Below are 25,546 nucleotides of genomic sequence, written 5' to 3' on the forward strand. Positions count from 1 at the left end.
AATAGGTGCTATGGTGCTGCTGGGGAGGATTGAACTCCCGACCTCACCCTTACCAAGGGTGCGCTCTACCACTGAGCTACAGCAGCACGTGGCGCGCTGATTAGACGCTAATGCCCCATCGCGCAAGGGGTAACTGGACGGTTTTTGATGGCTCCTGTAAGAGGGGCGGCATGAACAGGAAAACCACACCAAAGCAACCCGTGAAAAACGCGCAGAGCCGCGAAGACAGGCTCAAATCGGCGTTGAAGGCCAATCTCGCGCGGCGTAAGGCGCAGATACGCGGGCGCGGTGCGGACGAGGCAGGTAAACCGGAAACCGGTGACAAGGACAAAGGGTAGAGCAGATGGATTCGATCGTCGTCACGGGCAATGGCCCTCTCAAGGGGCAGATCCCGATCGCGGGGGCCAAGAACGCCTGCCTCACGCTGATGCCCGCCACCCTGCTCAGCGAAGAGCCGCTGACCCTGACCAACGCGCCGCGCCTGTCGGATATCAAGACGATGAGCACACTCCTGCAATCGCTCGGGGCGGAGGTCACGCAGATGCAGGGCGGCAAGGTGCTGGCGCTGTCGTCGCATGCGCTCGACAATCACGTCGCTGACTATGACATCGTGCGCAAGATGCGCGCCTCGATCCTCGTGCTCGGGCCCATGCTGGCGCGCGACGGGCATGCGGTCGTGTCACTGCCCGGCGGCTGTGCCATCGGCGCGCGCCCCGTCGATCTGCATCTCAAGGCGCTGGAGGCCATGGGCGCCGAACTCGACCTGCGCGAGGGGTATGTCCATGCCAAGGCCCCCGGCGGGCTCAAGGGCGGCCCCTTCGAGTTTCCCATCGTCTCGGTCGGGGCCACGGAAAACGCACTGATGGCGGCGACGCTGGCCAAGGGGACGACCGTGCTCAAGAACGCCGCGCGCGAGCCCGAGGTCGTGGATCTGGCGCAGTGCCTGCGCCGCATGGGCGCGCAGATCGAGGGCGAGGGCACCTCGACGATCACCATTCAGGGGGTCGACCGTCTGGGAGGGGCGACGCATCCCGTGGTGCCCGACCGGATCGAACTGGGCACCTATATGCTGGCCCCGGCAGTCTGCGGCGGCGAGGTGGAATGCCTCGGCGGGCGGATCGACCTTGTGCAGGCGTTCTGCGAGCGGCTCGATGCCGCCGGTGTCTCGGTCGAGGAAACCGAACACGGTCTCAAAGTCAGCCGCAAGAACGGTCGTGTCCGGGCCGTTGACGTGATCACCGAGCCCTTCCCCGGCTTTCCCACCGACTTGCAGGCGCAGATGATGGCGCTGATGTGCACCGCCGACGGCACCTCGGTGCTGGAGGAACGTATTTTCGAGAACCGCTTCATGCATGCACCGGAACTGATGCGCATGGGGGCGAGTATAGACGTGCAGGGCGGCACCGCGACCGTCGCCGGCGTCGAGCATCTCAAGGGCGCGCCGGTGATGGCCACGGATCTGCGCGCCAGCGTTTCGCTCATCCTCGCCGGATTGGCGGCAGAGGGCGACACGGTGGTCAACCGGGTCTATCATCTGGATCGCGGCTATGAGAGCGTCGAGGAGAAACTCGGCAATGTCGGGGCGAAGATCGAAAGGATCAGCGGCCAATGACCGAAGACGCCAAATTCGAAGACGGGCGCGAGACGCCGCTCAATCTGGGTGCGTTTGATGTCGACGATCTGCAGGTGATCTCCAGCCTCGCGCAGGATGCGGTCTTTCCGATCACCGAAATGACATGGCGCGCGGGCGAGCGGCGCTTTGGCCTGCTGCTCAACCGCTTCCGCTGGGAAGATCAGGGCCGCGAGCGCCACGCCCCCGAGCGGGTGCAATCGGTGCTGGTGGTCGAGAACGTGCTGCGCGTCGCGAGCCAGGGCATCGACCGCAATGACGCGGACACGATCCTGTCGCTGATGTCGGTCAGTTTCGAGCCGACCGGCGACGGCGCGGGCCATCTGCTGCTGACGCTTGCCGGTGACGGCGCGATCCGGCTCGAAATCGAGGCGCTCGAGGTCACGCTCAAGGACGTCACGCGGCCCTATCGCGCGCCCTCGGGCAAGGTGCCCCGCCACGACGCCTGATAGCCTGTGGCAGGCGACGGGATTTGAGTATTTTTGCCATAAAGAAACCCGGGGCTTGAGACACATTCGCCCGCCCGTTATCTGCCTCGCCGAAAGGACATGCCATGCCGATCACGCTCGATGCCACCACTGCTGATTTCGAGGCGCAATTCACCGCCCTTCTGAGCATGAAGCGCGAGGACAGCCCGGACGTGGACGACACGGTCGCCGCGATCATCAAGGACGTGCGCGCGCGGGGCGATGCGGCGGTGATCGACCTGACCGCGAGGTTCGACCGGCTGGAGCTGACGCCGGAGACCTTGCGCTTTTCGCCCGAAGAACTGTCGGCTCTGGTCGCTCAGGTGCCTGACGCCGAACGCGAGGCACTGGAACTCGCCGCCGCCCGCATCCGGGATTACCACGAACGCCAACTGCCCGAGGATGCCAGCTGGACCGAAGAAAGCGGCGCGACCCTCGGCTGGCGCTGGACGCCGGTGGGCGCGGCGGGGCTTTATGTGCCCGGCGGCCTCGCCTCTTACCCGTCCTCGGTGCTGATGAACGCGATCCCGGCCAAGGTGGCGGGGGTGGAGCGGCTGGCCATCGTGGTGCCGACACCGGACGGCAAGGCCAATCCGCTGGTCCTGCTCGCGGCACAGATCGCAGGCGTGGACGAAATCTACCGCATCGGCGGCGCGCAGGCGGTGGCGGCGCTGGCCTACGGCACCGAGAGCATCGCGCCGGTGGACAAGATCACCGGGCCGGGCAATGCCTTTGTCGCCGCCGCCAAGCGGCGGGTGTTCGGCAAGGTGGGCATCGACATGATCGCGGGCCCGTCGGAGATCCTGGTGATCGCCGACAAGGGCCAGAACCCCGACTGGATCGCGCTCGACATGCTGAGCCAGGCCGAACATGACGAAAGCGCGCAGGCCATCCTGATCACCGATGATGCGGGCCTCGCGCGCGAGGTGGAGGCGACCATCGACCGCCACCTGCAAACGCTGGAGCGGCGCGCCATCGCGGGCGCAAGCTGGCGCGATTTCGGCGCGATCATCACCGTGCCCGACCTCGCCACCGCCGCCACCCTGAGCAACCGCATCGCGCCCGAGCATCTGGAGCTTTGCGTAAGCGACCCGGACGCGCTGAGCCGACGCATCACCCATGCCGGCGCGATCTTTCTCGGGGCCTGGACGCCCGAGGCCATTGGCGACTACGTGGGCGGGCCCAATCACGTGCTGCCCACGGCGCGCTCGGCGCGGTTCTCGTCGGGCCTGTCGGTGATGGATTTCCTCAAACGCACCACGCTGGCCAAGATGACACCCGAGGCCCTGCGCACCATCGGCCCCGCCGCCGAGACGCTGGCCAAATCCGAGAGCCTCGAGGCACACGGATTGTCGGTGCGCGCGCGGCTGGATCATCTCAACGGGTGAGGCGGGGCATGTCGAGGCATTAAAATACCTCACCTCTGTCTGGCCATCGCATTGTGATCGCCGCCACACTTGCCAAGCGTGTTGAAAGAGTAGCTACTCAGGCTGATGAAATTGGCCTCGAGGCCAAATGGGGCATGGCGCGTTCTTAATGAGCAAGATCACAATTGACATCCGCACTGACACCGAGCTCACCGAAATCCTAGCCTCAGACGAACGCCTGTTATGGACAGGACATCCATCCTATGGCCATGGATTCTTTCAGCCAATCGGGGCGGAGCGGACCTATCTCTTCGCCATGTGCGTCGGTGCCTTGGTGATGTGGGGCAGTGTTCCGTATATCGCGCGTACGGCTACAACCGAGCTCTTGAATGTCTATGTGGTGTATGGTGTCGCGTCACTCGCGCTTGCTCTGACAGCATTCGTATTGGCATCCAACCGGCAATACGTCTTGTGGAACGTGGTCTATCTGGTCACGGACAAGCGCGCCATCGTTTGCCGTCGTGGGCGAAACTGGCGCTTTGGGGTCAGGCTCTACGTGGTGTCCAACCCGCATTCTTCCGCGTATCCCTATGAAATCGCGCCGACCCGCCCCTATCCGTCACTGAAAGTCGGCGCGTTACACGACGAACAGGAGATTCAACCGTTCGGGCTCGGATTGTCCCATCCGGGGCAGCCGCCCATGTGGGGCAAAGTGACTGTACCAGTCGCCTTCGAGCAGATACCCGACGCCTGTGAGGTGCTCGAATTGATCAGGTCGACGATCCGGGCGCAGACGCCTTTTGATACCGAACTGTGAGACGTTGCGCGACGGCGGCATCAAGACTTTTGGATGATTGTGGCCACAGGCGCATTGGCCCGCATGCCGAACACCCCAGCAGAAGCATGGCCTCGGGCCATTTGGCGCATGATCCCGCATCTTGCGGCGGTTTGGTGCTTACAGGCTTCAAACAGCCCCTTTCGCCCGTGCAACCCGCCAACTATAAGGGCATTTGCCCCTCGACCCCCCGAGTCGCGGGGTAAATCTTCATTGGGGCGACAGGACACAGACGTAAATGGCGATGTTTGACAGAATTCCAAGTCTTTTTTCATCAGACATGGCGATTGATTTGGGCACCGCGAATACGCTGGTTTACGTCAAGGGCCGCGGTATCATCCTGAGCGAGCCGTCCGTTGTGGCCTATCACGTCAAGGACGGCGTCAAGAAGGTGCTCGCGGTGGGCGAGGATGCCAAGCTCATGCTGGGCCGCACGCCGGGCAGCATCGAGGCGATCCGCCCGATGCGCGAGGGCGTGATTGCCGATTTCGACACCGCCGAAGCGATGATCAAGCATTTTATCCGCAAGGTGCACAAGCGCTCGACCTTCTCCAAACCCAAGATCATTGTCTGCGTGCCGCATGGTGCGACCCCTGTCGAGAAACGCGCCATTCGCCAGTCGGTGCTGTCGGCCGGTGCCCGCCGTGCGGGCCTGATTGCCGAGCCGATTGCGGCGGCCATCGGTGCAGGCATGCCGATCACCGATCCCACCGGCAACATGGTCGTGGATATCGGCGGCGGCACCACCGAGGTCGCGGTGCTCAGCCTTGGCGATATCGTCTATGCCCGTTCGGTACGCGTGGGTGGCGACCGGATGGACGAGGCGATCATCAACTACCTGCGACGTCAGCAAAACCTGCTGGTCGGCGAATCCACCGCCGAGCGGATCAAGACCAGCATTGGTACGGCGCGCATGCCCGATGACGGGCGCGGCAGCTCCATACAGGTACGCGGGCGCGATCTGCTCAATGGGGTGCCCAAGGAGATCGAGGTCAGTCAGGCGCAAGTGGCTGAGGCTCTCGCCGAACCAGTGCAGCAAATTTGCGAGGCGGTGATGACCGCGCTCGAGGCCACGCCGCCCGATCTGGCAGCGGATATCGTGGACAGGGGCGTGATGCTGACGGGTGGTGGTGCGCTGCTCGGCGATCTGGATCTGGCCCTGCGCGAACAGACCGGGCTTGCGGTTTCCATTGCCGATGACAGCCTGAATTGCGTGGCTCTCGGAACCGGCAAGGCGCTGGAATTCGAAAAGCAACTGCGCCACGCAATTGACTACGACAGCTGACGCGCCCACCTTTTAGCTCAAAAGGGGGATCCCGTGGCCAAGGACCGGGGACAAAGCGAAGACTACAGCGGGCCGCTGAAGCGTTTGTTTCTGGGCGTTTTGATCGTGTGCCTGCTTGGTCTTTTCCTGCTGTGGCGCATCGACAGTCCCCGCGTCGAGCGGTTTCGGGCGCAGGTGGTCGACCGGGTCGTACCCTCATTTGATTGGGCCATGGCCCCGGTCACAGGCGCCGTGAACGTGCTGCGCGACTTTCAGAGCTACCAGCGCATGTATCAGCAAAATCAGGACCTGCGCCGCGAACTCCAGCAAATGAAAGCCTGGAAAGAGGCCGCCCTTCAACTTGAACAGGAAAATGCGCGCCTGCTCGATCTCAACAATGTCCAGCTCGACCCTCGGCTCACCTACGTGACCGGTGTTGTCATGGCCGATAGCGGCTCTCCGTTTCGCCAATCCGTGCTGATCAACGTCGGCGAACGCGATGGCATCATGGATGGATGGGCCGCGATGGACGGTCTGGGCCTCGTGGGTCGTATTTCGGGCGTGGGGCGCAATACCGCGCGGGTGATCCTGCTCACCGACACATCAAGCCGCATTCCCGTGACCGTTCAGCCCTCCGGTCAACGCGCCCTGATCATCGGTGACAACAGTATCGCACCGGTGGTTGATTTCATCGAGAACCCCGATCAGGTGCGACCGGGCGACCGGGTGCTGACCTCCGGCGATGGCGGCGTCTTTCCGGCCGGCCTCCTAGTGGGGCAGTTGGCCGAGGACCCGGGCGGTCGCATGCGGGTGCGGATCTCCGCCGATTACGAGCGGCTCGAATTCCTGCGGGTTCTGCGCAGCTACGAAAATGAGCGGCTGACCGATCCCGGCCAGTTGATTGCCCCGGCGATCCTGCCCGGCAAAGACGGGCCCGACACAGACCGCGCGCAAACCGTGGAGGCCGGCGATGGCTGAAACACTCGTTCCACGTCACTGGGTCATGCGCGCGCTTTATGCCGCGCTTTGCGTGTTACTGGTGTTTGCCTATCTCCTTCCATTGGGCCACCTGCCGCCAAAACTGGCCGGGCCCGATCTGGTCATGGCCCTGACCTTTGCTTGGGCCGTGCGCAGGCCGGAGTACGTACCCGCCCTTCTGGTCGCCCTCATTGTGCTGGCCATGGATTTGCTGTTGCAACGCCCGCCGGGCCTGTGGGCAGCGTTGATGGTGATCGGTACAGAGGCCCTGCGCCGCCGTGCTGCGGGTCTGCGTGACCTGACCTTCGCCGCAGAGTGGGCCTCGGTCGCGAGCACGATGGTGGCCATAACGGTGGCCTACAGGATCGTTCTCATGCTGCTCATGGTCGATCAGGCCCCTCTCGGTCTCAGCCTGATGCAGCTTCTGGCGTCCTTGCTCGCCTACCCTCTGGTCGCGCTCGTGTCCCATGGGCTGTTCGGCGTGCGCAAGCGCATCCCCGGCGATCTCGACAATCGGGGGCAGCGCGCATGAGACGTCCGCCGCGCGACAACGCCGCGAGTCAACGCCGGGTCACGCGCCGTGGGCTTGTGATCGGCGGTCTTCAGGTCGGCATCATGGGGGCGCTTGCCTTGCGCATGCGCCACATGCAGCTGGATCAGGCGGACCAGTTCCGGCTGCTGGCGGATGAAAACCGGATCAATATCCAGCTTATCCCGCCAACCCGCGGTCGGATCTTTGACCGCGAGGGCCGGGTGGTCGCGGAGAACGTCCCGAGTTACCGCATCACCATGGTCCGTGAGCAGGCCGGCGATGTGGATGACATCATCTCTCGCCTCGCCAGACTGGTTGAGCTGGACGCAGGCGAGCTTGAAAAGGCGCGGCGCGAATTGCAGGAGTTGCGGGGCGACACCCCTGTAACCGTTGCAGACCGCGTCACATGGGACGCGATCAGCCGCGTCGCGGCCAATGCCCCCGCCCTTCCCGGCGTCCACCCCGAGGTCGGGCTGTCACGCCGCTATCCGCTGCACGAGGATTACGCGCATGTGGTGGGATATGTCGGCCCGGTCAGCGACCGTGATCTGGAGCGGATCGATGCGCCGGAACAGCTCTTGCGCCTGCCCCGGTTCCAGATCGGCAAAATCGGCCTTGAAGCGCGGCGCGAAAATCTGTTGCGCGGTTCGGCGGGCACGCGGCGGGTCGAGGTGAATGCAGCAGGCCGCGTGATGCGCGAGCTCAACCGCCAAGAGGGCGAACCCGGAGCCGACCTCCAGATCACGCTCGACAACGAGCTGCAATCCTACGTAAACGCACGCCTCGCAGGCGAGAGCGCGGCCGTGGTCGTGCTGGATTGCGACAGCGGCGATGTCCTCGCCTGCGCCTCGTCACCAAGCTATGATCCCAACCTGTTTGTCCGCGGCATTTCCGTGGCCGATTATCGCGCCCTGCTCGACAATCCCTACCGCCCCCTCCCCAACAAGGCCGTGCAGGGGATCTATCCCCCCGGCTCGACCTTCAAGATGGTGACGGCCCTCGCGGCGCTCGAAGCGGGCGCTGTGACCCTTGACGAGACCGTCTATTGTCCGGGTCACATGGAGATCAGCGGACGCCGGTTCCATTGCTGGAAACGCGCGGGGCATGGCAACATGAACTTGCACCTGTCCCTGCGCGAGAGCTGCGATGTCTACTATTACGATCTCGCCATGCGCACCGGCATCGAGAACATAAGCGCCATGGCCAAGCGGCTGGGTCTCGGCGTCCAGTTCGACCTGCCGATGACCAGCGTCGCGCAGGGCCTCGCCCCGACACGCGACTGGAAGCTGGCCAATCGCGGAGAGCCTTGGGTGATCGGCGATAGCGCCAACACGGCGATCGGTCAGGGCTTCGTGCTGGCCTCACCGCTGCAACTGGCGGTGATGACGGCGCGGCTGGCCACCAGCCGCAGCGTGACACCGCGCCTGATCAAATCCGTGAACGGGGTCGAGCAACCCACCGGCCATGGCGAAGATCTCGGGCTGAACGAGAACCTGCTCCGCGAAATACGCCGTGCCATGTTCGCCGTCAGCAATAGCAATCGCGGCACAGCCTATCGCAGCCGGATTGTCGAGGATGCGTTTCGGATGGCCGGCAAAACCGGGACCAGCCAGGTGCGAAACATCTCTTCGGGCGAGCGCGCCACAGGCGTGGTGAGAAACGAAGCCCTGCCTCGCGAGCAGCGCGATCACGCGCTTTTTGTGGATTTCGCCCCGTTCGATGCGCCAAAATACGCGGTCGCGGTCGTGGTGGAGCATGGCGGCGGCGGCTCTACCGCCGCAGCGCCGATTGCACGGGATGTCACCCTTCAGGCGCTCTATGGCGAAGATCCCCCGCTTGCCGCCTATCCCTCTGTCGACCGGCCGCGCATCAAGACCCAGCAAGAGCAACTTCGCAAAGCACGCCCGCGCCCCGGACGCGGGGAAAGCGACCGCGCATGAGCTATCTTGAGCATACGGTCAAAACCACGCCGAACGGGGTGCGCAAGATCCTGTTTCTCAACTGGCCCCTGATCGTTCTGCTTGTCGCCGTGGCCTGTATCGGCTTTCTGATGCTCTACTCTGTGGCGGGCGGCAACCTGTCGACTTGGGCAGAGCCCCAGATGAAACGATTTGCACTCGGTCTGGGTGTCATGTTGTTCGTTGCGATGGTGCCCATCTGGTTCTGGCGCAATGTCTCGCTTCTGGGCTACCTGATTTCGCTCGCGCTTCTGGTCGCCGTGGCGCTGATTGGGATCGAGGGCAAAGGCGCGCAGCGCTGGCTCGATATCGGTTTTATGCGGCTGCAACCGTCCGAACTCGTCAAGATCACCCTGGTCATGATCCTGGCGGCCTATTACGACTGGCTGCCGCTGTCGCGGGTGTCACGGCCGGTCTGGGTTGTCATACCGGTGGCGATCATCCTCGTTCCGGTCGCGATGGTCTTGCGCCAGCCTGATCTTGGCACATCAATCCTGCTCTTGGCGGCCGGCGGAGTGATGATGTTCGTGGCCGGCGTGCACTGGGCCTATTTCGTCTCGGTCATCCTCGCGCTGTCCGCGCTGATCTTTGCCGTATTCGAGAGTCGCGGGACGGATTGGCAGTTGCTCGAGAACTATCAATATCGTCGCATCGACACGTTCCTCGATCCCGAGATCGACCCGCTCGGCGCGGGATATCACATCACCCAATCCAAGATCGCGCTCGGCTCTGGCGGCTGGACCGGCCGCGGCTTCATGCAGGGCACACAGTCACGGCTCAACTTTCTGCCGGAGAAACATACCGATTTCATCTTCGTGACCCTCGCCGAAGAGTTCGGCTTTATCGGAGCGATCTCCATCCTCGGGCTTTACGCGCTGATCCTTGTATTCTGCATTTCTGCGGCTCTGGCCAACCGTGATCGGTATTCGTCGCTGCTGATCCTCGGTGTGGCGATGACATTCTTTCTGTTCTTCGCCGTCAACATGGCAATGGTGATGGGCCTGATGCCGGTCGTCGGCGTCCCGCTGCCGCTGGTCAGTTATGGCGGGTCGGCAATGCTCGTGCTCATGGTGGCCTTTGGCCTGGTGCAGAGCGCGCATATCCATAAACCAAGGTAGGAAACATGTCTGTGAACGTCCTTTTCGCCGCCCGCGCCGAGCAGTGGCAGGCCTACGAAGCCCCCCTGAAATCCGCACTGCGAGACGCCGGATTAGATGTGACCCTCGCGACCGATTTGCCACCGGAGGAGGTCGATTACATCGTCTACGCCCCCAACAGCCCGGTGCAGGATTTTACCCCCTACACAAGGCTCAAGGCGGTTCTCAATCTCTGGGCAGGGGTCGAGAATATCGTGGGCAACCAGACCCTCGATGTGCCTCTGGCGCGCATGGTCGATCACGGCCTGACCCAGGGCATGATCGAGTGGGTGACAGGCCACGTGCTGCGCCACCATCTTGGTATGGACGCGCATATTCATGGCCAGGATGGGGTCTGGCGCAAAGCGATCCCACCACTTGCAGAGGATCGCAACGTCACGATTCTGGGGCTCGGGGCGCTCGGACAGGCCTGCGCCGAGGCGCTGCGCGGTCTGGGCTTTGACGTCACCGGCTGGAGCCGTGGGCCCAAGGACATCTCAGGGATCACCTGCCTTTCAGGCGATGAGGGCCTGCAAGCGGCCTTGCATCATGCCGAAATTCTCGTGCTTTTGCTGCCGCTTACCCCAGAAACGGAAAATCTGCTCGACGCAGATACGCTGGCGATGCTGCCAGAGGGCGCGATCGTGGTGAACCCCGGGCGCGGGCCGCTCATCGACGATGACGCCCTGATCAAAGCCCTTGACGCGGGCCATGTCGGACATGCCACGCTGGATGTGTTTCGCGTGGAGCCGCTGCCGGAAGATCACCCCTTCTGGGCGCATCCAAAGATCACGGTCACACCGCATATCGCCTCCGAGACCCGGCCCTCCACAGCAGCGCAAGTGATTGCCGAGAATGTCCGCCGGGGCGAGAGCGGCGAGCCATTCCTGCATCTCGTGGACCGCGAAAACGGCTACTGACGCACGGCCTCTCTCCCCCGTCATCCTCGGGCGTGACCCGAGGATCTATACCGACTATCGCAATCGCGGTGGCCGCTCGGGGTCCGATCCCGGCGCGGCGCGGGGCGCGGCCTCTGGCGCCTCCGGCAAATCAAACCGCAATCCGCAGCGCGCCAGCCGCGCCGCGACCGGGTCGGAGGCGTCAAAGAAGGCCACGTCGAGCGCAGCTGCCTCCAGACCCGAGAAAACCAGAACCTCCGACACCGCCCGCGCCAATGCGCCTTGCGCCTCGGGCACGGCCCCGACAAAGCCCAGCATATGCCCACGCGCACCGCTCTCATAGGTCACGCCCACCAGATAGGCCATGCGCGCCCGCCCCGTCATGGCGGCGAGCCGCGCGTCGAGCGCAGTCAGCATCGCCTCGGGCAACCCCTTGGGCGCACTGAATTCTTGCGCCCGCGCCTCGACCTCGGACGGCCCCTCCGACAGTGTCTCGGCCAGCCAGTCCACCGCCTCGGGCGGCAGCAGGATCGCCGAGGGGGCGACGTCAAGATTGACACCCAGCCCGACCCCCTGCCCCATCAGCATGCCGGCTATGCTTCGCCCGGTCACTGCAGCATAGGGTACGGCGCGCCCCGAAAATTGCGCCAAACGGTCCTCGCGATCAAAGACCAGAACAAAAGAATGATCCGATAATTCAAAGACTTCCGGATCGAGCACCTCGCCCTCCGGCTCGGATTTGAGCATCAGATACAGCTCGCTCGCCGCCAGCACCTCGTAGAACCGCAGCCGCGCGCCCGCATCCTCGGGCGCGGCTTCCATCGCGGCGTGAACTTGATCGAGCCGAGTCGCGTCAGTCATGGATAACTTTCTGAACGTGCGCACGTAATTCGGGCAGCACGTCGGCCTCGAACCACGGGTTTTTCCTCAGCCAAGCGGTATTGCGCCACGACGGATGCGGCAAGGCGAAAAGCCGTGGTGCATGGTCGCGCCACGCCCGCACCGTCTCGGTCACGCCGGTTTTCACCCCCAGATGGTACTTCTGCGCATAGCCCCCCACCAGCACGGTCAATTTCACGTTTTCAAGGGCTTGCATCACCCGGTCATGCCAGGTGCGGCCACAGATGCGCGGCGGCGGCAGGTCCGACCCCTTGGCGTCATAGCCCGGAAAGCAGAACGCCATCGGCACAATGGCGACGCGCGACGTGTCGTAGAACTCATCCGCGCTCAGCCCCAGCCACTCGCGCAGTCGGTCGCCCGAGGGATCATCGAACGGCTTGCCCGAACGGTGCACCCGCATCCCCGGTGCCTGCCCGGCGATCAGCATCCGCGCGGAGGGTTGAAACCACACCACCGGGCGCGGTTCGTGGGCGGTATGGGTGGCGGCGAAACGCTCGGCACAAAGCCGACAGGCGCGGATATCGGCGGCAAGATCGCTCACGCAAAGACCACCCCCGCCTCCCGCATGCCCGCGAGCGCCGCGTCGAGCGAGCCATCAAGGTCGATGCCGCGCACCAGATCCTGCCGCACCGTCACGCGATATCCCAGTCGCGCCGCATCCACCGCCGAGAAGTTGACGCAGAAATCGGTGGCCAGCCCCACCATGGTCAGATCGTCAATGCCGCGCGTCTGCAAATAGCCGTGCAGCCCGGTGGGGGTGGCGTGGTCATTCTCGAAAAACGCCGAATAGCTGTCGATTGCCGGGTTATAGCCCTTGCGGATGATCAGATCGGCCCGGTCGGTATCCAGCCCCTCGTGAAACGCGGCCCCTTGGCTGCCCTGAACGCAATGATCCGGCCACAGCACCTGCGGCCCGTAGAGCATGTCCACCATGTCGAACGGCGCCTTGCCCTCATGCGACGAGGCAAAAGACGAATGCCCCGCCGGGTGCCAATCCTGCGTCAGGATCACCGCCGGAAACTGCGCCATCAGCGCGTTGATGCCGGGTACGATACTGTCACCTTCGGGCACGGCAAGCGCACCCCCGGGGCAGAAATCGTATTGCATGTCGATCACGATCAGGGCGGATGTCATGAGCGGGCCTCCTTTGCCCAATAGGGGTAGGTGCGCAGATGCGGCCCGTCAATGGCAGGCCCTTCTCAAGAGCGATGCCGTTGTTGCCTGATCCGCCGCCCCATGGCACTCTGCCAAAACGCCGATTTTCAAGAGATACCTTAATGAGGGAGAAATTTGATGATGAGGATCGTAACGCTCTGCCTGACGGCCTGCATGTTGGCGGTGCCCGCCACCGCGCAGCAGTTCATGGGCGAATATTTCACCAGCATCCAAGCCGAGGACATGCGCAATTCGCGCGGCCAGCCGCTACGCGATTTCTGCGCCATCGTGCAGCAGGATCGGGCGAATTATCACCGCTTCGGTATCCGTCACGACGGCGATCAGGGCGATCCGTTCTTTACCACGCCCGAGATGCGGGCGCGCATTGCCAGATCCTGCTATCTTGTATCCGGGTCGGAATACGTCGCGGAGCGGGTGCTCTCCGGCAGGCCCAAATATATCTGGGTGCGGATTTTTGGAGTGAACGGGGTGCCGACAGCCTTGTGGGTCTCCGAAGGCGCAGGATAGGCGCGATCAGGGGGCCTGCCCTCTTGCGGGACGGGCGCAGTGGGCGTAAATCGCGCGCCATGTACAGGATTGCCGCACTCTACCACTTCACCCGGTTTGACGACCCATCCGCCCTTCAAGGCCCGCTTCAGGCGCTCTGCGAGGCCGAGCGCATCAGCGGCTCGCTGCTTCTGGCACGCGAGGGGATCAATGGCACGATTGCCGGGCCGCAGGCGGGTATCGAAAGGGTTCTCGCGCATATCCGCGCCCTGCCCGGATGCGCCGATCTGGAGTGGAAGGACAGCCAGAGCGCCGAGCAGCCGTTTCGCAGGATGAAGGTGCGGCTCAAGAAAGAGATCGTCACTATGGGCCAGCCCGATGTCGATCCGCGCGCCAGTGTGGGGCATTATGTCGAGCCCTCTGAGTGGAACGCCCTGATCCAGAGCCCCGATGTCGCGGTGATCGACACCCGCAACGATTACGAAGTGGCGATCGGCACGTTCGAGGGCGCGGTCGACCCCGAGACGCCAACCTTTCGCGATTTCCCGGCGTGGTGGGAGGCCAACAAGCACCGGTTTCACAACAAGCGGATCGCGATGTTCTGCACCGGCGGCATCCGCTGCGAGAAATCCACCAATTACCTGCTGGGCCAAGGGGTGGAGGAGGTCTATCACCTCAAGGGCGGCATCCTGAAATACCTCGAAGAGGTGCCCGAGGATCAGAGCACCTGGCAGGGCGACTGCTTTGTCTTCGATGGTCGCGTCTCGGTGGGTCACGGGCTGCGGACAGGGCCGCACCGTCTGTGCCACGCCTGCCGCCGCCCGATCCTGCCCGAGGATACGGGCCACCCCGACTATGAAGAGGGGGTCGCCTGTCACCTCTGCGCGCAGGAAACATCGGACGCGGACAAGGCGCGGTTTCGCGAGCGCCAGAAACAGATGGCATTGGCCGAGGCGCGCGGCGAACGGCATATCAAGATCGTCCATGAGATTTAGGGCCCGCGCCGGCGCGCAAACGGATATGGCATGTGATTGCCTCGCACGATTTTCCGTGTAACCGTCCCGCATCAGGGATGAGGGAGGACACCACCATGCAGGGCCAGATGATGCACCGGCCGCTCCGGATCATCGACATCCTGACCCACGCCGCCGAGGCGCATGACAATGAGGGACTGGTTTCGGCGCGTGTCGAGGGGGACATTCATAGCCAAAGCTATCCCGAAACGCTGGCGCGCGTGGGGCAGCTTGCCCATGGTCTAGCGGCCTTGGGCGTGACGCCCGGCGACCGCATCGGCACGCTCGCCTGGAACGGCTATCGGCATTTCGAGCTTTACTATGGCGTGGCCGGCCTCGGGGCGGTGTGCCATACGATCAACCCGCGCCTTTCGCATGAGCAACTGGTTTACATCATCCGCCATGCCGGGGACCGGCTGCTTTTCGTGGATCTGACCTTTGTGCCTCTGGTCGAGAGCCTGCTGACCGATTTGCCTGATGACCTGCGGATCGTCATCCTGACGGATCGGGCGCATATGCCCGATAGCGCGCTGAATGCGCTGTGCTATGAAGATATTCTGGCAGACCAGCCCACGGCATTTGAGTGGCCCGAGTTTCCTGAAGAGACCGCCTCCAGCCTGTGCTACACTTCCGGCACAACCGGCCATCCGAAAGGCGCGCTTTATTCGCATCGCTCGACCCTCCTGCACGCCTTGCAGGTGCCGCTCTGTCAGACCACCAGCTTTCACGCCGGGCGACGCATCATGCCGGTGGTGCCCCTTTTTCACGTCAACGCATGGGGCCTGCCCTATACCGCACCACTCACTGGCATGACGTTGGTCATGCCGGGCGCAGCGTTGGACGGGCCAAGCCTGTTTCGCCTCATGGACACCCAGCGCGTTTGGTCCGCATGGGGCGTGCCCACAGTCTGGGCAGGGTTGATGGACGAAATCAAGGAACAGGGCCGCATCCCGGACGGCTTTGGCGATCTGGTCGTGGGCGGCTCTGCGGCGCCGCGCGTGATGATCGAGGACTATGAGGCCCGCGGCGTGAACGTGGCACAGGCCTGGGGCATGACCGAGATGAGCCCGATCGGCACCCATGGCGTGCTGCCTGCGGCACTGCATGACGCCCCCGAGCCAGAGCGTATCGCCGCCAAGTGCTGCGCCGGACAGCGGCTGTTTGGGGTGGAGTTCAAGATCGTGGACGACGACGGCACCCGCATGCCGCATGACGGGCAGGCGAGCGGAGAGCTATACGTGCGCGGTAATACCGTGATCAGCGGCTATTTCGAGAACGAGGCGGCGACGCGGGATGCCATGGACTCCAAGGGCTGGTTCGGGACCGGCGATGTGGCCTCGATCAGCCCCGATGGTCGGCTGTTGGTCCGCGACCGCGCCAAGGATCTCGTGAAATCGGGGGGCGAATGGATCAGCTCGATTGATCTTGAGAACGCCGCACTTGCCCATCCCGACATCGCGGCCTGTGCCGTCGTGGCCATTCCCCACCCCAAATGGGAGGAACGGCCCGTGCTGGTCGCGGTGGCAGCCGGACACGCGCGGCCGGATCTGGATGCGGTCCACAACGTGATGGCGCCACATTTCGCCACGTGGCAACTGCCGGACGACCTTATATGGGTCGACGCGTTGCCGCTCACCGCAACCGGCAAGGTGTCCAAGCTGACGCTGCGCCACCAGTTGGCCAACTATGTGCTGCCCGAGTTGCGCGAGGACAAGGCATGAGCACAGATCTGGACACAGCTGCCGTTGCGGACTGGCTCGATGGCCGTCTTCCCGGCTTCGAGCGGCAGGTCGAGGCCGTGAAGTTTAGCGGCGGGCAATCCAACCCGACCTACCTGCTCCGGACAGCCGCGCAAAATTACGTGCTGCGCCGCAAACCACCGGGCGTGTTGCTGAAATCCGCCCATGCGGTTGAGCGCGAATTTCGCGTACAGCGCGCCCTTGAGCCAACCCGCGTTCCGGTCGCGCATATGCACTACCTGTGCGAGGACGAGGCGGTCATCGGCTCACCCTTCTACATCATGGATGAAGTGTCCGGGCGCAGCTTCGATGCGCCGACCCTGCCCGAGCTGGAAAAGGACCAACGCCACAGCGTTCTTGACGAAATGAACCGGGTTCTGGCCACGATCCACGATGTCGACCTCACAACCGCGGGGCTGCTGGATTACGGCCCCTCGGGCAACTACTACCGCCGACAGATCGACCGCTGGATCGCACAATACCATGCAACCCGGACCGAGGACCTGGCGGACATGGATGCGCTCATGGATTGGCTGGATGCACATATCCCGCCCGATGACGGACAACGCTGCCTCGTCCATGGTGACTATCGGCTCGACAACTTGTTGTTTGCGCAGGACGGAACGGCATGCGTCGCAGTGCTTGACTGGGAACTGTCCACCATCGGCCATCCCTATGCAGACCTCGCCGCCGTCATCATGCAATGGTCCATGCCCGCCACCCGCGAGGGGCGCGGCCTAGACGGAGTGGATCGCGCCGCGCTTGGCCTTTGGTCAGATGCCGACTTCATCGCCGCCTATTGCAACCGGCGCCGGCTCGCACCTATCAAAGGGTTCAATTTCTACCTCGCCTTCACCTATTTCCGCATGGCCGCCATATTGCAGGGCGTCAAGAAACGCGCGATGGACGGCAACGCCTCCGATCCCGCACGCGGTCTGCGGCTTGGTCGCTATGTACCGGAATTCGCCCGCGTCGGCCTGATCGCAACCCAGGAGTAACCATGACCCACGATATAGACCCTGCCCTGATCGAGGCCCCGTCCGCCCTGCAAACCCACCTTGGCTATCGGCTGACGGGCTGGGGCACAGATTTTGCGCGGGTCGAGTTACCGCTGGCCCCCTTTTTGACCAACCGGCAGGGCCTGCCGCATGGCGGCATCCATGCAACGCTGCTGGATACCGCAATGGGCTTTGCCGGGTGCTACACCGGCGATCCGGAACGCTCTCAGATGGCACTCACCCTGTCGCTCACCGTCAATTATCTGGGTCAGGCACAAGGCGCGACCCTGATCGCCGAGGCACGGCGTACCGGCGGCGGCAAATCGACCTATTTCGCCGAGGCCACGGTGCGGGACGATACAGGAACCTTGATTGCGACAGGCACAGGCGTGTTTCGCTACAGGCGGGGCACACCAGCCTCAGACCACAAAAGCCATAGTTAAAAACTATCTTTATGGTTAGTAAATCCAATTATTAATTATCATATATCTCTGCTATGTGATGCGAGGAAAACGCGCATGGCAAGTGGAATCACTCTGACAGCAGTCATGACACCGGTGCCAGATCACAGACGACACACATCAATCAGGAGACGAAAATGGACGGAAACGACATAGGCAAATGCCCCGTCATGCATGGCGGGCTGACCGAGAGCGGCACGAGCGTCACCAGCTGGTGGCCCAATGCGCTCAACCTCGACATTCTGCACCAGCATGACAGCAAGACCAACCCGATGGGGCCGGACTTCGATTATGCCGAAGAGGTCAAGAAGCTCGACTTCGACGCCGTCAAGGCCGATGTCACCGCGCTGATGACCGACAGCCAGGATTGGTGGCCCGCCGATTGGGGGCACTATGGCGGCCTGATGATCCGCATGTCCTGGCACGCGGCGGGCACCTATCGCCTCGCCGACGGGCGTGGCGGCGGCGGCACCGGCAATCACCGTTTCGCGCCGCTCAACAGCTGGCCCGACAACACCAATCTCGACAAGGCCCGCCGCCTGCTGTGGCCGGTCAAGAAGAAATACGGCAACCGCCTGAGCTGGGCCGACCTGATGATCCTCGCGGGCACCGTGGCCTACGAGTCGATGGGCCTCAAGACCTACGGCTTTGCCTTTGGCCGCGCCGATATCTGGCACCCCGAGAAAGACACCTACTGGGGCGCCGAAAAGGAATGGCTCGCCCCGTCGGACAGCCGTTATGACAGCGTCGAGAACCCCGCGACGATGGAAAACCCGCTCGCCGCCGTGCAGATGGGCCTCATCTACGTCAATCCCGAAGGCGTCAACGGTCAGCCCGACCCGCTCAAGACCGCCGAGCAGGTGCGCGAGACCTTTGCCCGCATGGCGATGAACGACGAGGAAACCGTCGCGCTGACCGCAGGCGGCCACACCGTCGGCAAATGCCACGGCAATGGCGACGCCGAACTGCTCGGGCCGGAGCCCGAGGCGGCGGATGTCGAAGAGCAGGGCCTTGGCTGGAACAACCACACCAAGCGCGGCGTCGGCCGTGACGCCGTGACCTCCGGCATCGAAGGCGCGTGGACCACGCACCCAACGCAGTGGGACAACGGCTATTTCCACCTGCTGCTGAATCACGAGTGGGAGCTCAAGAAGAGCCCCGCAGGCGCATGGCAGTGGGAGCCGGTGGACATCAAGGAAGAGGACATGCCGGTCGATGTGGAAGATCCCTCGATCCGCCTCAAGCCGATCATGACCGATGCCGACATGGCCATGAAGATGGACCCGGTCTATCGCGAGATTTCCGAGAAGTTCTACAAGAATCCCGAACTGCTCGACGAGGCCTTCGCCAAGGCGTGGTTCAAGCTGACCCATCGCGACATGGGCCCCAAGGCGCGTTACATCGGGCCCGAAGTACCGCAGGAAGATCTGATCTGGCAGGATCCGATCCCGGCAGGCGCAACCGATTACGACGTCGCCGCCGTCAAGGCCAAGATCGCCGAGAGCGGGCTGAGCCTGTCGGACATGGTCAACACCGCATGGGACAGCGCCCGCACCTATCGCGGCTCTGACATGCGCGGTGGTGCCAATGGTGCGCGCATCCGCCTGGCCCCGCAAAAGGACTGGGAGGGCAACGAGCCCGAGCGTCTGGCCCGTGTTCTGGGTGTGCTGGAGCCGATTGCAAAGGACAGCGGCGCAAGTCTCGCTGACGTGATCGTGCTGGCCGGGAATGTCGGTGTCGAGCAGGCCGCCAAGGCCGCCGGCTTCGACGTCGAGGTGCCGTTCCATCCAGGTCGTGGCGACGCCACGGACGAGATGACCGATGCCGCATCCTTCGACGTGCTCGAGCCGCTGGCCGATGGCTATCGCAACTGGGTCAAGAAAGACTATGTCGTCAGCCCCGAAGAAATGCTGCTCGACCGCACGCAACTGATGGGCCTCACGGCGCATGAGATGACCGCGCTGATCGGTGGCATGCGGGTCATGGGCACCAACTATGGCGGCACGTCACATGGCGTCTTCACCGACAAGGTTGGTGCGCTGACGCCCGATTTCTTCACCACGCTGACCGACATGGGCAACAAGTGGGAACCCGCCGGAAATGGCACCTACACCATCGTTGACCGCAAGTCGGGCGAGACGAAGTTCACCGCGACCCGCGTCGATCTGGTGTTCGGCTCCAACTCGATCCTGCGCGCCTATGCCGAGGTCTATGCCCAGGACGACAATGCCGGGAAATTCGTGCAGGATTTCGTCGCCGCATGGACCAAGGTGATGGAGGCGGACCGCTTCGATCTGGCCTGAGCCGGGATAGGTACTTTGACTGAAGGGCGCGGCGAGCCATCGCCGCGCCCTTTTTCAATCACGACAAACGCTGTTCTATCGCAGCCCGCCGCGCGCAATCTCCAGCGCGAGGTCGCCCACCGCCTGGGCCCGCGCAGCGGCGAGCGCGGGCGCACCGCCTTCAATGTCCACAGGAACGCTGAGATCAAACAACCGCGCGCGCGCACGTCCGCTCTCGGATGTCACGAAATATTGCCCCGCAAGGCGAAATACACCGGCATCCCGCGCCAGCATCTCCTCGATCCGAACCTCGACCTGCGCCTCGGCGAATTCCTCGAAGGGCCACGGCTCCGACGCGGCACGAACGCCGGTGATCTGGGAGAGATGCCTTGACAGCTCAAGGGTGATCGCGCGCGACGGGTCATCGGCCCATAAAAGGCCCGGCTGGGTATTCAGCAGCCCCGCCGCGTCCCCCACAAAAATCTCCTCGCCCGCCGCATAGTTCGGCAGCGACACCTCGCGCAACAACACCGAGCCGAACGCGATCCGCTGCTTCGCCTCGACAGGTGCGCGCGGCACCGTCACTCTTTGATCCGGAACTCCGGTACAGGCCGCAACCATCGCAACTGCGGCCAATGCCACGGGCAGGGAAAATCTGTTCATGTCACTCAACGTCCTAACAGCAATGAATTCGGATTACGCTCTATGGCCCTCGCCAATGATGACACAGCCTTGGCCGCACGTTCAACCTCGCGCAGGGCCGTCTTGGCATCGCGGCCAACCCCACTCTCGGCGCCATAGCCCGCAAGCGTGTTGCGCGCCTGGGTCAAAACCGCCTCGGCCTCCGAGATGAGCCCCGGCAGATCTCGGCCGGCAGCGGCAAACGTATCCGCCGCATCCCGGGCCGAGCCAAGCGCAGCCGTGGCATTCTCGACAACACCACCATCGCGCAACTGCGCAAGCACGGCGCTCAGTTCTTCGAGCGCGCTGTTGAGCGTTCCGGGCAGCGCCTGCGTCTCGTCTGCGGCCAGGATCGTTTCCGCCGTGCCGATCAACTCCGTCAGTTTCGCAGCCATCGCGTCAATCTCGACAGCCTCGGCCTTTTTCGCCACCGCATCCAGTTGTGCGACCAGATCCGGGACACCGGCCACCGCGTCGCTTACGCCTTGCGCGGCGTCAGAGGCATCGCTCAGCGTGGCCCCCAACCGCGCCGCAAGCGCCTCTTGCGCGATTTGCGCAACCAGCGCCTGAATGTCCGACAGAACCCCATCCAGGCGCCCCGGAAGGGCTTGTATCTCAGGCGCACCAACGACACCGCGCGCATCACCAAGCAAGTCGTTGACATTTCCGGGCAAGGCGCGGGTCTCGTCACTGGCAATCAGCCTGTTGGTGTTTTGCATCAGGGAAATAGCCTCTGCCATCACCTCTTCGACAGGCAGGGCGTTGATCCGTTCAAAGACGCCCTCGGCGGTGGCAGACACATCGGCGATCTCGCTATCGGTTGTGGGCAAGAGAAGCCCGTCTTCGCCAAAGGGCTCGATCTGGGCCGGCTCAGCCCCCGCCTGTTCAACCAGTTCAATCTTGAGCCCGCCAGTGAGTAGAGAGGCCGAGGCAAGCCGCGCGCGCAGCCCTTGGCCAACCCGGTCGCGGAGCAATGCGAGCGCCGCGTCCCGCCCGGCTCCGTCTATACCCTGCTCTGCATCAAGCCCGAGGCGTCCGGGCCGGATCGCGAGATTGGTCAACAGCCGCACGCGGCTATCCCCGAACCGCTCTTCGTCAACCAGCCCGTTCAGCGCGGTTACGCGACCGATCCGAAGACCGTTCAGTTCGACCGGCGCATCGACCGCCAGACCGGCGATGTTGTCCTCGAACACGGCAGACAGCATCAATGTCTCGCTGTCATCCCCGGCAAACAGGCTCTCGCGCGCGGCCGCTTCCTCCGGAAATACGGTATATGTCGCGCCGGTCTCTGCCGGTGCGCCGCCTGAAATCATTGTGTCGAATGTCACCCCGCCAGAGACCAGCGATGCGACCGAGGAGAAATCCAGATTCGCCCCGCTCGGCCCAAGGGAAAAGGAAAACCCGGACGCATCCCAAAACCGGGTCGCGGTGTTGATCAAGCGGTCATGCGGCGCAAAGATCAGCGCCTCGGCCTGCGCGGTAGACCCGTCGGCAGTGATCGACGGGGCACCGATACGGCCCACCTCGATCCCACGATAGAGGATCGGCGCCCCCTCGACGAGGGACGATTTGCCCGACGCCCGCAGAACGAGATGCAGCCCGCTTTGCCCCACCCGCTCCAGCGGAGCATCGGCCAACCCGTCGAACCGCTCGACCATCGCGCCGGGTTCATCGTCCCACAGCCCCTCGATATAGACCCCCGACAGCACGGTGCCCAAACCGCTGACGCCACGCGCTGTTACCTGTGGGCGCACCACCCAGAACCGTGCCTCGCTATCCACATAAGGAGCGACCTCCTGGTCGACACGCACCTTGACCAGAACGTGCCCAAGACCGGGGGCAAAACTCACCTCTTCGACAAGACCGACGGTCACATCCCGGTAGCGCAACTCGGTCGTGCCCGGCTTGACACCCGATGCGTTCTCAAAGCCGATCTCGATCAGCGGGCCGCGTTCGGCATAGCTCTGCCACGCCACGCCCAGCACAGCCAGAAGCGCCGCCAGCGGCAAGAGCCAGATCACCGAAACCCGCTCCAGCAGGCCGGGCCCGGCCGTCTTGACCGGGGGTTCCGGCGGTGACGTGTCATCCGAAGTCATTGAGCAAGATCCTCTTTCCCGTCGCCACCGCCGAGGCTATCCCAGATCAACCGGCTATCAAAACTCTGCGCAGAGAGCATCGTGAAAATCACCGAAAGCGCGAAAAACAGGCTCGCGCGGCCCGGCGTAATCGTGGCAAGCGCCTGTAATTGCACCAATGACGACAGGATCGCCACCACAAAGACGTCGATCATCGACCAGCGTCCGATATATTCGACGATCTCGTAGAGCAGGTGCCGCCGGGTCTGTGATCGGCGTGACCCGCGCCACACCCCGATCGCCAACCCGGCCAGAGCAAGGAACTTGGCCACCGGGATCAGCACACTCGCGACAAGGATGATGATCGCCACACCCCAATTTCCATGATGCGCCAATTCCACCGCGCCCCCTACGATGGTATCGCTCTGGCTGCTCACCAGCGTGCGGGTTTCGAGCATCGGGTAGAGATTAGCCGGGATGTAACACCCAAGCCCGAGAAACCACCACGCCCATACCTTTTGCAGCGCCAGAGGATCGCGCGAATGAAGCGGGCTGCCGCATCGCGGGCAAACCCGCGTGCCCATCGGAGCAACGCGCATACACCGCGTGCATCCTACCAATCCCATGTCGCGCGCGGTTCTCATTCGTCCAGCGACGTCCATATCGAGTAGCGGCACATCAGGCTGTCGGTCGCCACCACCAACACGACGAGCACCGCGAACATCCACGCCGCCGGACCAAAGACCACATCCGCCAGATCGCTCAGCTTGACCAGCGCCACGGCACAGCCAAGGGCAAAGATCTCGGCCATGGACCACGGCACAAGAGCCTCGGACAATCGAAACGCGGCCCGCGCCAGAGGCGCGGGTGGACGGTCCCGGATGATCGGGGTCAGGACATAGATCAAGAGCATCAGCCGCGTTGCCGGAATGATGACAATGAAAAACAGCACCGCAACGGACAGGATCGAAAGCCCGCCATCAAACGCAAAGGCAGCCTCGATGATCGAGGCATCATGGTGCAACCCGCCTGCGCCGATCGACAAGAAGGGAAAGAGCGTGGCCGCGACGATCAGGATCAACACTGTCATCGCAAGCGCGATGAGCTGCTTGCCCGCCTTGCGCCTTGGCGCAATGAGCACGGTATGACATCTTGCGCATTCCGCCTTCTGTCGCACAGCCACGGGCGGCGCGCTATACACCAGATCGCATTCCGGGCAGGCAATGAGCCGCCCGAGGTCATCCTCGTCCTGCGTCAATTCATGGTTCAAAGAGGCTCACCACACGCTCAGGACCGCTTGAGCAGCGCCAGCAGCTCTTGTGACGGCAGGCCATCCGCCCGGACCCCGACCGATTGCTGAAACGCCCGAATGGCGTTGATCGTGTTCGGCCCGATGATCCCGTCGATCTTCTCAACGCCAAAGCCCTTGCGCCGGAGCCGCCTCTGCATCTCCATTTTCTCGTCAAAGGACAGCGGGTTGTAGCCGCGCGGCCAGCTGGCCTGTATGTCGCGCCCTCCGCCAATCCGATCCGCCAGATGGCCCACTCCCATCGCGTAGGCATCGGAATTGTTATAGCGTTTGATCACACCGAAATTGTCAAAGACCATGAAGGCCGGCCCCTGCAAGCCAGCGGGCAAATAGACCGACGCGCGGCCATGATTTGGCACCGCACGCCCGTTCAGGCCGACCACGCCTTGCGCGGCCCACTGCGACGGCATCCGGGTCGCCTTGGCCGCCCTCGTGCTAAAGCCGCGCGGCAGCCGCACCTCGACGCCCCAAGGCTGGCCCTTGGTCCAACCGAACCGCTTGAGATAGGCCGCCGTCGATGCAAGCGCATCGGTCGGGTTATCGGACCAGATGTCGCGCTTGCCATCGCCGGTAAAATCCACCGCATAGGCCTCGTAGGAGGTCGGAATGAACTGTGTATGTCCCATTGCGCCGGCCCACGAGCCTTTCATGTTCTCCGGTGTCACGTCACCCGATTGAAGAATCCTGAGCGCGGAAACCAATTGCTTCTCAAAGAACGCGCCACGCCGCCCATCATAGGCCAATGTCGCCAGCGATTGAATGAGCGGCAGGTCGCCCAAACGCTCCCCATAGGTGCTCTCCATACCCCAAACGGCGGTGACCACCTCTTTTTCGACACCATAATGCGCCTCGATCCGTTGCAATGCGCGCCGGTGGCGGCGCAGCGCCTTTTGCCCGTTCTCGACCCGAACCGGCGACACGGCACTGTCCAGATAATCCCAGATTTCACGTTTGAATTCAGATTGATTGCGATCCTTGTTCACGATTTCAGGATCAAATCGGACACCACGGAACGCCCGGTCAAACACCCGGCCATTAATGCCCTGAGCCACGGCCCTGCCCTTGAACCCCGCCACCCAACGGTCAAAGCCCGGATCGGTCGAGGCCAGAACAACGGTCTCGTCACCCAGACCATCGGGGCGCACCTGCGGGCGGAGGCTTCGTACCGGCAGGTCAGCCGAGACGACAGCCGCCGTCGTAATCAGCCCCGATCCGGGGCGCATCTGTGGGCGCGGGGATTGCTCCACGGCGCTTGCCAATGACGTCCCCAATCCCAACAAGACACTCGTAAGTCCCAGAATTACTGCTCGCATCTCACGGCCCCCTTGTGATGTGGCTCTTACCTGAGAATAGCCCGATT

Annotated in this window: 25 protein-coding genes and 1 tRNA gene; 17 read left to right on the forward strand and 9 right to left on the reverse strand. The window is 63.4% G+C overall.

Going from position 1 to position 25,546, the window contains the following annotated elements; translation table 11 throughout:
* Window positions 1–11: 11 nt before the first annotated feature.
* A tRNA-Thr gene (locus tag Q0X85_RS01730) sits at window positions 12–86 on the reverse strand.
* A gap of 114 nt (window positions 87–200) precedes the next feature.
* Here Q0X85_RS01730 and Q0X85_RS01735 point away from each other — a divergent pair.
* The 11 genes from Q0X85_RS01735 to Q0X85_RS01785 all read left to right on the forward strand — a co-directional run bounded on the left by Q0X85_RS01735 (window position 201) and on the right by Q0X85_RS01785 (window position 11,087).
* A complete protein-coding gene (locus Q0X85_RS01735) occupies window positions 201–338 on the forward strand; it encodes a hypothetical protein (protein ID WP_297768351.1) in 138 nt (45 codons plus the stop codon).
* A 5-nt stretch (window positions 339–343) separates the two neighbouring features.
* A complete protein-coding gene (gene murA / locus Q0X85_RS01740) occupies window positions 344–1,612 on the forward strand; it encodes a UDP-N-acetylglucosamine 1-carboxyvinyltransferase (protein WP_297768150.1) in 1,269 nt (422 codons plus the stop codon).
* Entirely contained in the window at window positions 1,609–2,079 is a 471-nt protein-coding gene (locus Q0X85_RS01745) for a DUF2948 family protein (protein WP_297768153.1), read from the forward strand. The genes murA and Q0X85_RS01745 overlap by 4 nt, the downstream gene beginning before the upstream one ends.
* 104 nt (window positions 2,080–2,183) lie before the next feature.
* Window positions 2,184–3,485, forward strand: coding sequence for a histidinol dehydrogenase (gene hisD / locus Q0X85_RS01750; protein WP_297768156.1), 1,302 nt, complete (start codon window positions 2,184–2,186; stop codon window positions 3,483–3,485).
* 148 nt (window positions 3,486–3,633) lie between these two features.
* Window positions 3,634–4,281: a hypothetical protein gene (locus Q0X85_RS01755; RefSeq protein ID WP_297768159.1), complete on the forward strand. Its 648-nt coding sequence runs from the start codon at window positions 3,634–3,636 to the stop codon at window positions 4,279–4,281.
* 256 nt (window positions 4,282–4,537) lie between these two features.
* The gene (locus Q0X85_RS01760) at window positions 4,538–5,584 is read left to right on the forward strand and encodes a rod shape-determining protein (RefSeq protein WP_297768164.1); all 1,047 of its coding nucleotides are present in this window, start codon (window positions 4,538–4,540) and stop codon (window positions 5,582–5,584) included.
* Window positions 5,585–5,617: 33 nt separating this feature from the next.
* Window positions 5,618–6,541, forward strand: coding sequence for a rod shape-determining protein MreC (gene mreC / locus Q0X85_RS01765; protein ID WP_297768166.1), 924 nt, complete (start codon window positions 5,618–5,620; stop codon window positions 6,539–6,541).
* Entirely contained in the window at window positions 6,534–7,073 is a 540-nt protein-coding gene (locus Q0X85_RS01770) for a rod shape-determining protein MreD (RefSeq protein WP_297768169.1), read from the forward strand. Before mreC ends, Q0X85_RS01770 begins: the two co-directional genes overlap by 8 nt.
* Complete coding sequence (mrdA, locus tag Q0X85_RS01775) at window positions 7,070–9,013, forward strand: penicillin-binding protein 2 (protein WP_297768172.1); 1,944 nt, start codon at window positions 7,070–7,072, stop codon at window positions 9,011–9,013. The genes Q0X85_RS01770 and mrdA overlap by 4 nt, the downstream gene beginning before the upstream one ends.
* On the forward strand, window positions 9,010–10,149 hold the full coding sequence (gene rodA / locus Q0X85_RS01780) for a rod shape-determining protein RodA (protein ID WP_297768175.1): 1,140 nt from the start codon (window positions 9,010–9,012) through the stop codon (window positions 10,147–10,149). The genes mrdA and rodA overlap by 4 nt, the downstream gene beginning before the upstream one ends.
* 5 nt (window positions 10,150–10,154) lie before the next feature.
* Window positions 10,155–11,087 carry a glyoxylate/hydroxypyruvate reductase A gene (locus Q0X85_RS01785; RefSeq protein ID WP_297768178.1) on the forward strand — a complete coding sequence of 311 codons (933 nt, stop codon included), beginning with the start codon at window positions 10,155–10,157 and terminating at the stop codon, window positions 11,085–11,087.
* Between the two features lie 54 nt (window positions 11,088–11,141).
* Here Q0X85_RS01785 and Q0X85_RS01790 read toward each other — a convergent pair whose 3' ends face one another.
* Genes Q0X85_RS01790 through pncA form a run of 3 tightly spaced genes read right to left on the reverse strand, consistent with a single transcriptional unit; the run spans window position 11,142 to window position 13,100 of the window.
* Window positions 11,142–11,927 (reverse strand): SseB family protein, encoded by a 786-nt coding sequence (locus Q0X85_RS01790; RefSeq protein ID WP_297768181.1) that lies wholly within the window; start codon window positions 11,925–11,927, stop codon window positions 11,142–11,144.
* Window positions 11,920–12,507, reverse strand: coding sequence for a uracil-DNA glycosylase family protein (locus Q0X85_RS01795; RefSeq protein WP_297768184.1), 588 nt, complete (start codon window positions 12,505–12,507; stop codon window positions 11,920–11,922). The genes Q0X85_RS01790 and Q0X85_RS01795 overlap by 8 nt, the downstream gene beginning before the upstream one ends.
* Window positions 12,504–13,100: a bifunctional nicotinamidase/pyrazinamidase gene (pncA, locus tag Q0X85_RS01800; protein ID WP_297768187.1), complete on the reverse strand. Its 597-nt coding sequence runs from the start codon at window positions 13,098–13,100 to the stop codon at window positions 12,504–12,506. The genes Q0X85_RS01795 and pncA overlap by 4 nt, the downstream gene beginning before the upstream one ends.
* Window positions 13,101–13,259: 159 nt before the next feature.
* Here pncA and Q0X85_RS01805 point away from each other — a divergent pair, with 159 nt between their 5' ends.
* The 6 genes from Q0X85_RS01805 (at window position 13,260) to katG (ending at window position 20,142) form a co-directional block, all read left to right on the forward strand.
* Window positions 13,260–13,649 carry a hypothetical protein gene (locus tag Q0X85_RS01805; protein ID WP_297768190.1) on the forward strand — a complete coding sequence of 130 codons (390 nt, stop codon included), beginning with the start codon at window positions 13,260–13,262 and terminating at the stop codon, window positions 13,647–13,649.
* A gap of 59 nt (window positions 13,650–13,708) precedes the next feature.
* Window positions 13,709–14,623: a rhodanese-related sulfurtransferase gene (locus Q0X85_RS01810; protein WP_297768193.1), complete on the forward strand. Its 915-nt coding sequence runs from the start codon at window positions 13,709–13,711 to the stop codon at window positions 14,621–14,623.
* Between the two features lie 95 nt (window positions 14,624–14,718).
* Window positions 14,719–16,362: a long-chain fatty acid--CoA ligase gene (locus Q0X85_RS01815; RefSeq protein ID WP_297768343.1), complete on the forward strand. Its 1,644-nt coding sequence runs from the start codon at window positions 14,719–14,721 to the stop codon at window positions 16,360–16,362.
* Window positions 16,359–17,378 (forward strand): phosphotransferase family protein, encoded by a 1,020-nt coding sequence (locus Q0X85_RS01820; RefSeq protein WP_297768195.1) that lies wholly within the window; start codon window positions 16,359–16,361, stop codon window positions 17,376–17,378. Before Q0X85_RS01815 ends, Q0X85_RS01820 begins: the two co-directional genes overlap by 4 nt.
* A gap of 2 nt (window positions 17,379–17,380) precedes the next feature.
* On the forward strand, window positions 17,381–17,821 hold the full coding sequence (locus tag Q0X85_RS01825) for a PaaI family thioesterase (protein WP_297768198.1): 441 nt from the start codon (window positions 17,381–17,383) through the stop codon (window positions 17,819–17,821).
* A 155-nt stretch (window positions 17,822–17,976) separates the two neighbouring features.
* Window positions 17,977–20,142, forward strand: coding sequence for a catalase/peroxidase HPI (gene katG / locus Q0X85_RS01830; RefSeq protein WP_297768201.1), 2,166 nt, complete (start codon window positions 17,977–17,979; stop codon window positions 20,140–20,142).
* A gap of 75 nt (window positions 20,143–20,217) precedes the next feature.
* Here katG and Q0X85_RS01835 read toward each other — a convergent pair whose 3' ends face one another.
* Genes Q0X85_RS01835 through Q0X85_RS01855 form a run of 5 tightly spaced genes read right to left on the reverse strand, consistent with a single transcriptional unit; the run spans window position 20,218 to window position 25,499 of the window.
* On the reverse strand, window positions 20,218–20,784 hold the full coding sequence (locus Q0X85_RS01835) for an ABC-type transport auxiliary lipoprotein family protein (protein ID WP_297768204.1): 567 nt from the start codon (window positions 20,782–20,784) through the stop codon (window positions 20,218–20,220).
* Window positions 20,785–20,789: 5 nt separating this feature from the next.
* Window positions 20,790–22,898 carry an MlaD family protein gene (locus Q0X85_RS01840; RefSeq protein ID WP_297768206.1) on the reverse strand — a complete coding sequence of 703 codons (2,109 nt, stop codon included), beginning with the start codon at window positions 22,896–22,898 and terminating at the stop codon, window positions 20,790–20,792.
* A complete protein-coding gene (locus Q0X85_RS01845; protein WP_297768209.1) occupies window positions 22,895–23,521 on the reverse strand; it encodes a paraquat-inducible protein A in 627 nt (208 codons plus the stop codon). Before Q0X85_RS01845 ends, Q0X85_RS01840 begins: the two co-directional genes overlap by 4 nt.
* Window positions 23,518–24,147: a paraquat-inducible protein A gene (locus Q0X85_RS01850; RefSeq protein ID WP_297768212.1), complete on the reverse strand. Its 630-nt coding sequence runs from the start codon at window positions 24,145–24,147 to the stop codon at window positions 23,518–23,520. Before Q0X85_RS01850 ends, Q0X85_RS01845 begins: the two co-directional genes overlap by 4 nt.
* 17 nt (window positions 24,148–24,164) lie before the next feature.
* The gene (locus Q0X85_RS01855; protein ID WP_297768215.1) at window positions 24,165–25,499 is read right to left on the reverse strand and encodes a lytic murein transglycosylase; all 1,335 of its coding nucleotides are present in this window, start codon (window positions 25,497–25,499) and stop codon (window positions 24,165–24,167) included.
* Between the last annotated feature and the right edge of the window lie 47 nt (window positions 25,500–25,546).

Origin of the sequence: uncultured Roseovarius sp. (assembly GCF_947259555.1) — a bacterium.
Taxonomy (GTDB): domain Bacteria; phylum Pseudomonadota; class Alphaproteobacteria; order Rhodobacterales; family Rhodobacteraceae; genus Roseovarius.

What these genes read in the sequence shown, in the direction of transcription:
- murA (WP_297768150.1), top strand. Translation starts at nt 344, where the DNA reads ATGGATTCGATCGTCGTCACGGGCAATGGCCCTCTCAAGGGGCAGATC.
- Q0X85_RS01745 (WP_297768153.1), top strand. Translation starts at nt 1,609, where the DNA reads ATGACCGAAGACGCCAAATTCGAAGACGGGCGCGAGACGCCGCTCAAT.
- hisD (WP_297768156.1), top strand. Translation starts at nt 2,184, where the DNA reads ATGCCGATCACGCTCGATGCCACCACTGCTGATTTCGAGGCGCAATTC.
- Q0X85_RS01755 (WP_297768159.1), top strand. Translation starts at nt 3,634, where the DNA reads ATGAGCAAGATCACAATTGACATCCGCACTGACACCGAGCTCACCGAA.
- Q0X85_RS01760 (WP_297768164.1), top strand. Translation starts at nt 4,538, where the DNA reads ATGGCGATGTTTGACAGAATTCCAAGTCTTTTTTCATCAGACATGGCG.
- Q0X85_RS01770 (WP_297768169.1), top strand. Translation starts at nt 6,534, where the DNA reads ATGGCTGAAACACTCGTTCCACGTCACTGGGTCATGCGCGCGCTTTAT.
- mrdA (WP_297768172.1), top strand. Translation starts at nt 7,070, where the DNA reads ATGAGACGTCCGCCGCGCGACAACGCCGCGAGTCAACGCCGGGTCACG.
- rodA (WP_297768175.1), top strand. Translation starts at nt 9,010, where the DNA reads ATGAGCTATCTTGAGCATACGGTCAAAACCACGCCGAACGGGGTGCGC.
- Q0X85_RS01785 (WP_297768178.1), top strand. Translation starts at nt 10,155, where the DNA reads ATGTCTGTGAACGTCCTTTTCGCCGCCCGCGCCGAGCAGTGGCAGGCC.
- Q0X85_RS01790 (WP_297768181.1), bottom strand. Translation starts at nt 11,927, where the DNA reads ATGACTGACGCGACTCGGCTCGATCAAGTTCACGCCGCGATGGAAGCC.
- pncA (WP_297768187.1), bottom strand. Translation starts at nt 13,100, where the DNA reads ATGACATCCGCCCTGATCGTGATCGACATGCAATACGATTTCTGCCCC.
- Q0X85_RS01805 (WP_297768190.1), top strand. Translation starts at nt 13,260, where the DNA reads ATGATGAGGATCGTAACGCTCTGCCTGACGGCCTGCATGTTGGCGGTG.
- Q0X85_RS01810 (WP_297768193.1), top strand. Translation starts at nt 13,709, where the DNA reads ATGTACAGGATTGCCGCACTCTACCACTTCACCCGGTTTGACGACCCA.
- Q0X85_RS01815 (WP_297768343.1), top strand. Translation starts at nt 14,719, where the DNA reads ATGCAGGGCCAGATGATGCACCGGCCGCTCCGGATCATCGACATCCTG.
- Q0X85_RS01820 (WP_297768195.1), top strand. Translation starts at nt 16,359, where the DNA reads ATGAGCACAGATCTGGACACAGCTGCCGTTGCGGACTGGCTCGATGGC.
- Q0X85_RS01825 (WP_297768198.1), top strand. Translation starts at nt 17,381, where the DNA reads ATGACCCACGATATAGACCCTGCCCTGATCGAGGCCCCGTCCGCCCTG.
- katG (WP_297768201.1), top strand. Translation starts at nt 17,977, where the DNA reads ATGGACGGAAACGACATAGGCAAATGCCCCGTCATGCATGGCGGGCTG.
- Q0X85_RS01835 (WP_297768204.1), bottom strand. Translation starts at nt 20,784, where the DNA reads ATGAACAGATTTTCCCTGCCCGTGGCATTGGCCGCAGTTGCGATGGTT.
- Q0X85_RS01840 (WP_297768206.1), bottom strand. Translation starts at nt 22,898, where the DNA reads ATGACTTCGGATGACACGTCACCGCCGGAACCCCCGGTCAAGACGGCC.
- Q0X85_RS01845 (WP_297768209.1), bottom strand. Translation starts at nt 23,521, where the DNA reads ATGAGAACCGCGCGCGACATGGGATTGGTAGGATGCACGCGGTGTATG.
- Q0X85_RS01855 (WP_297768215.1), bottom strand. Translation starts at nt 25,499, where the DNA reads ATGCGAGCAGTAATTCTGGGACTTACGAGTGTCTTGTTGGGATTGGGG.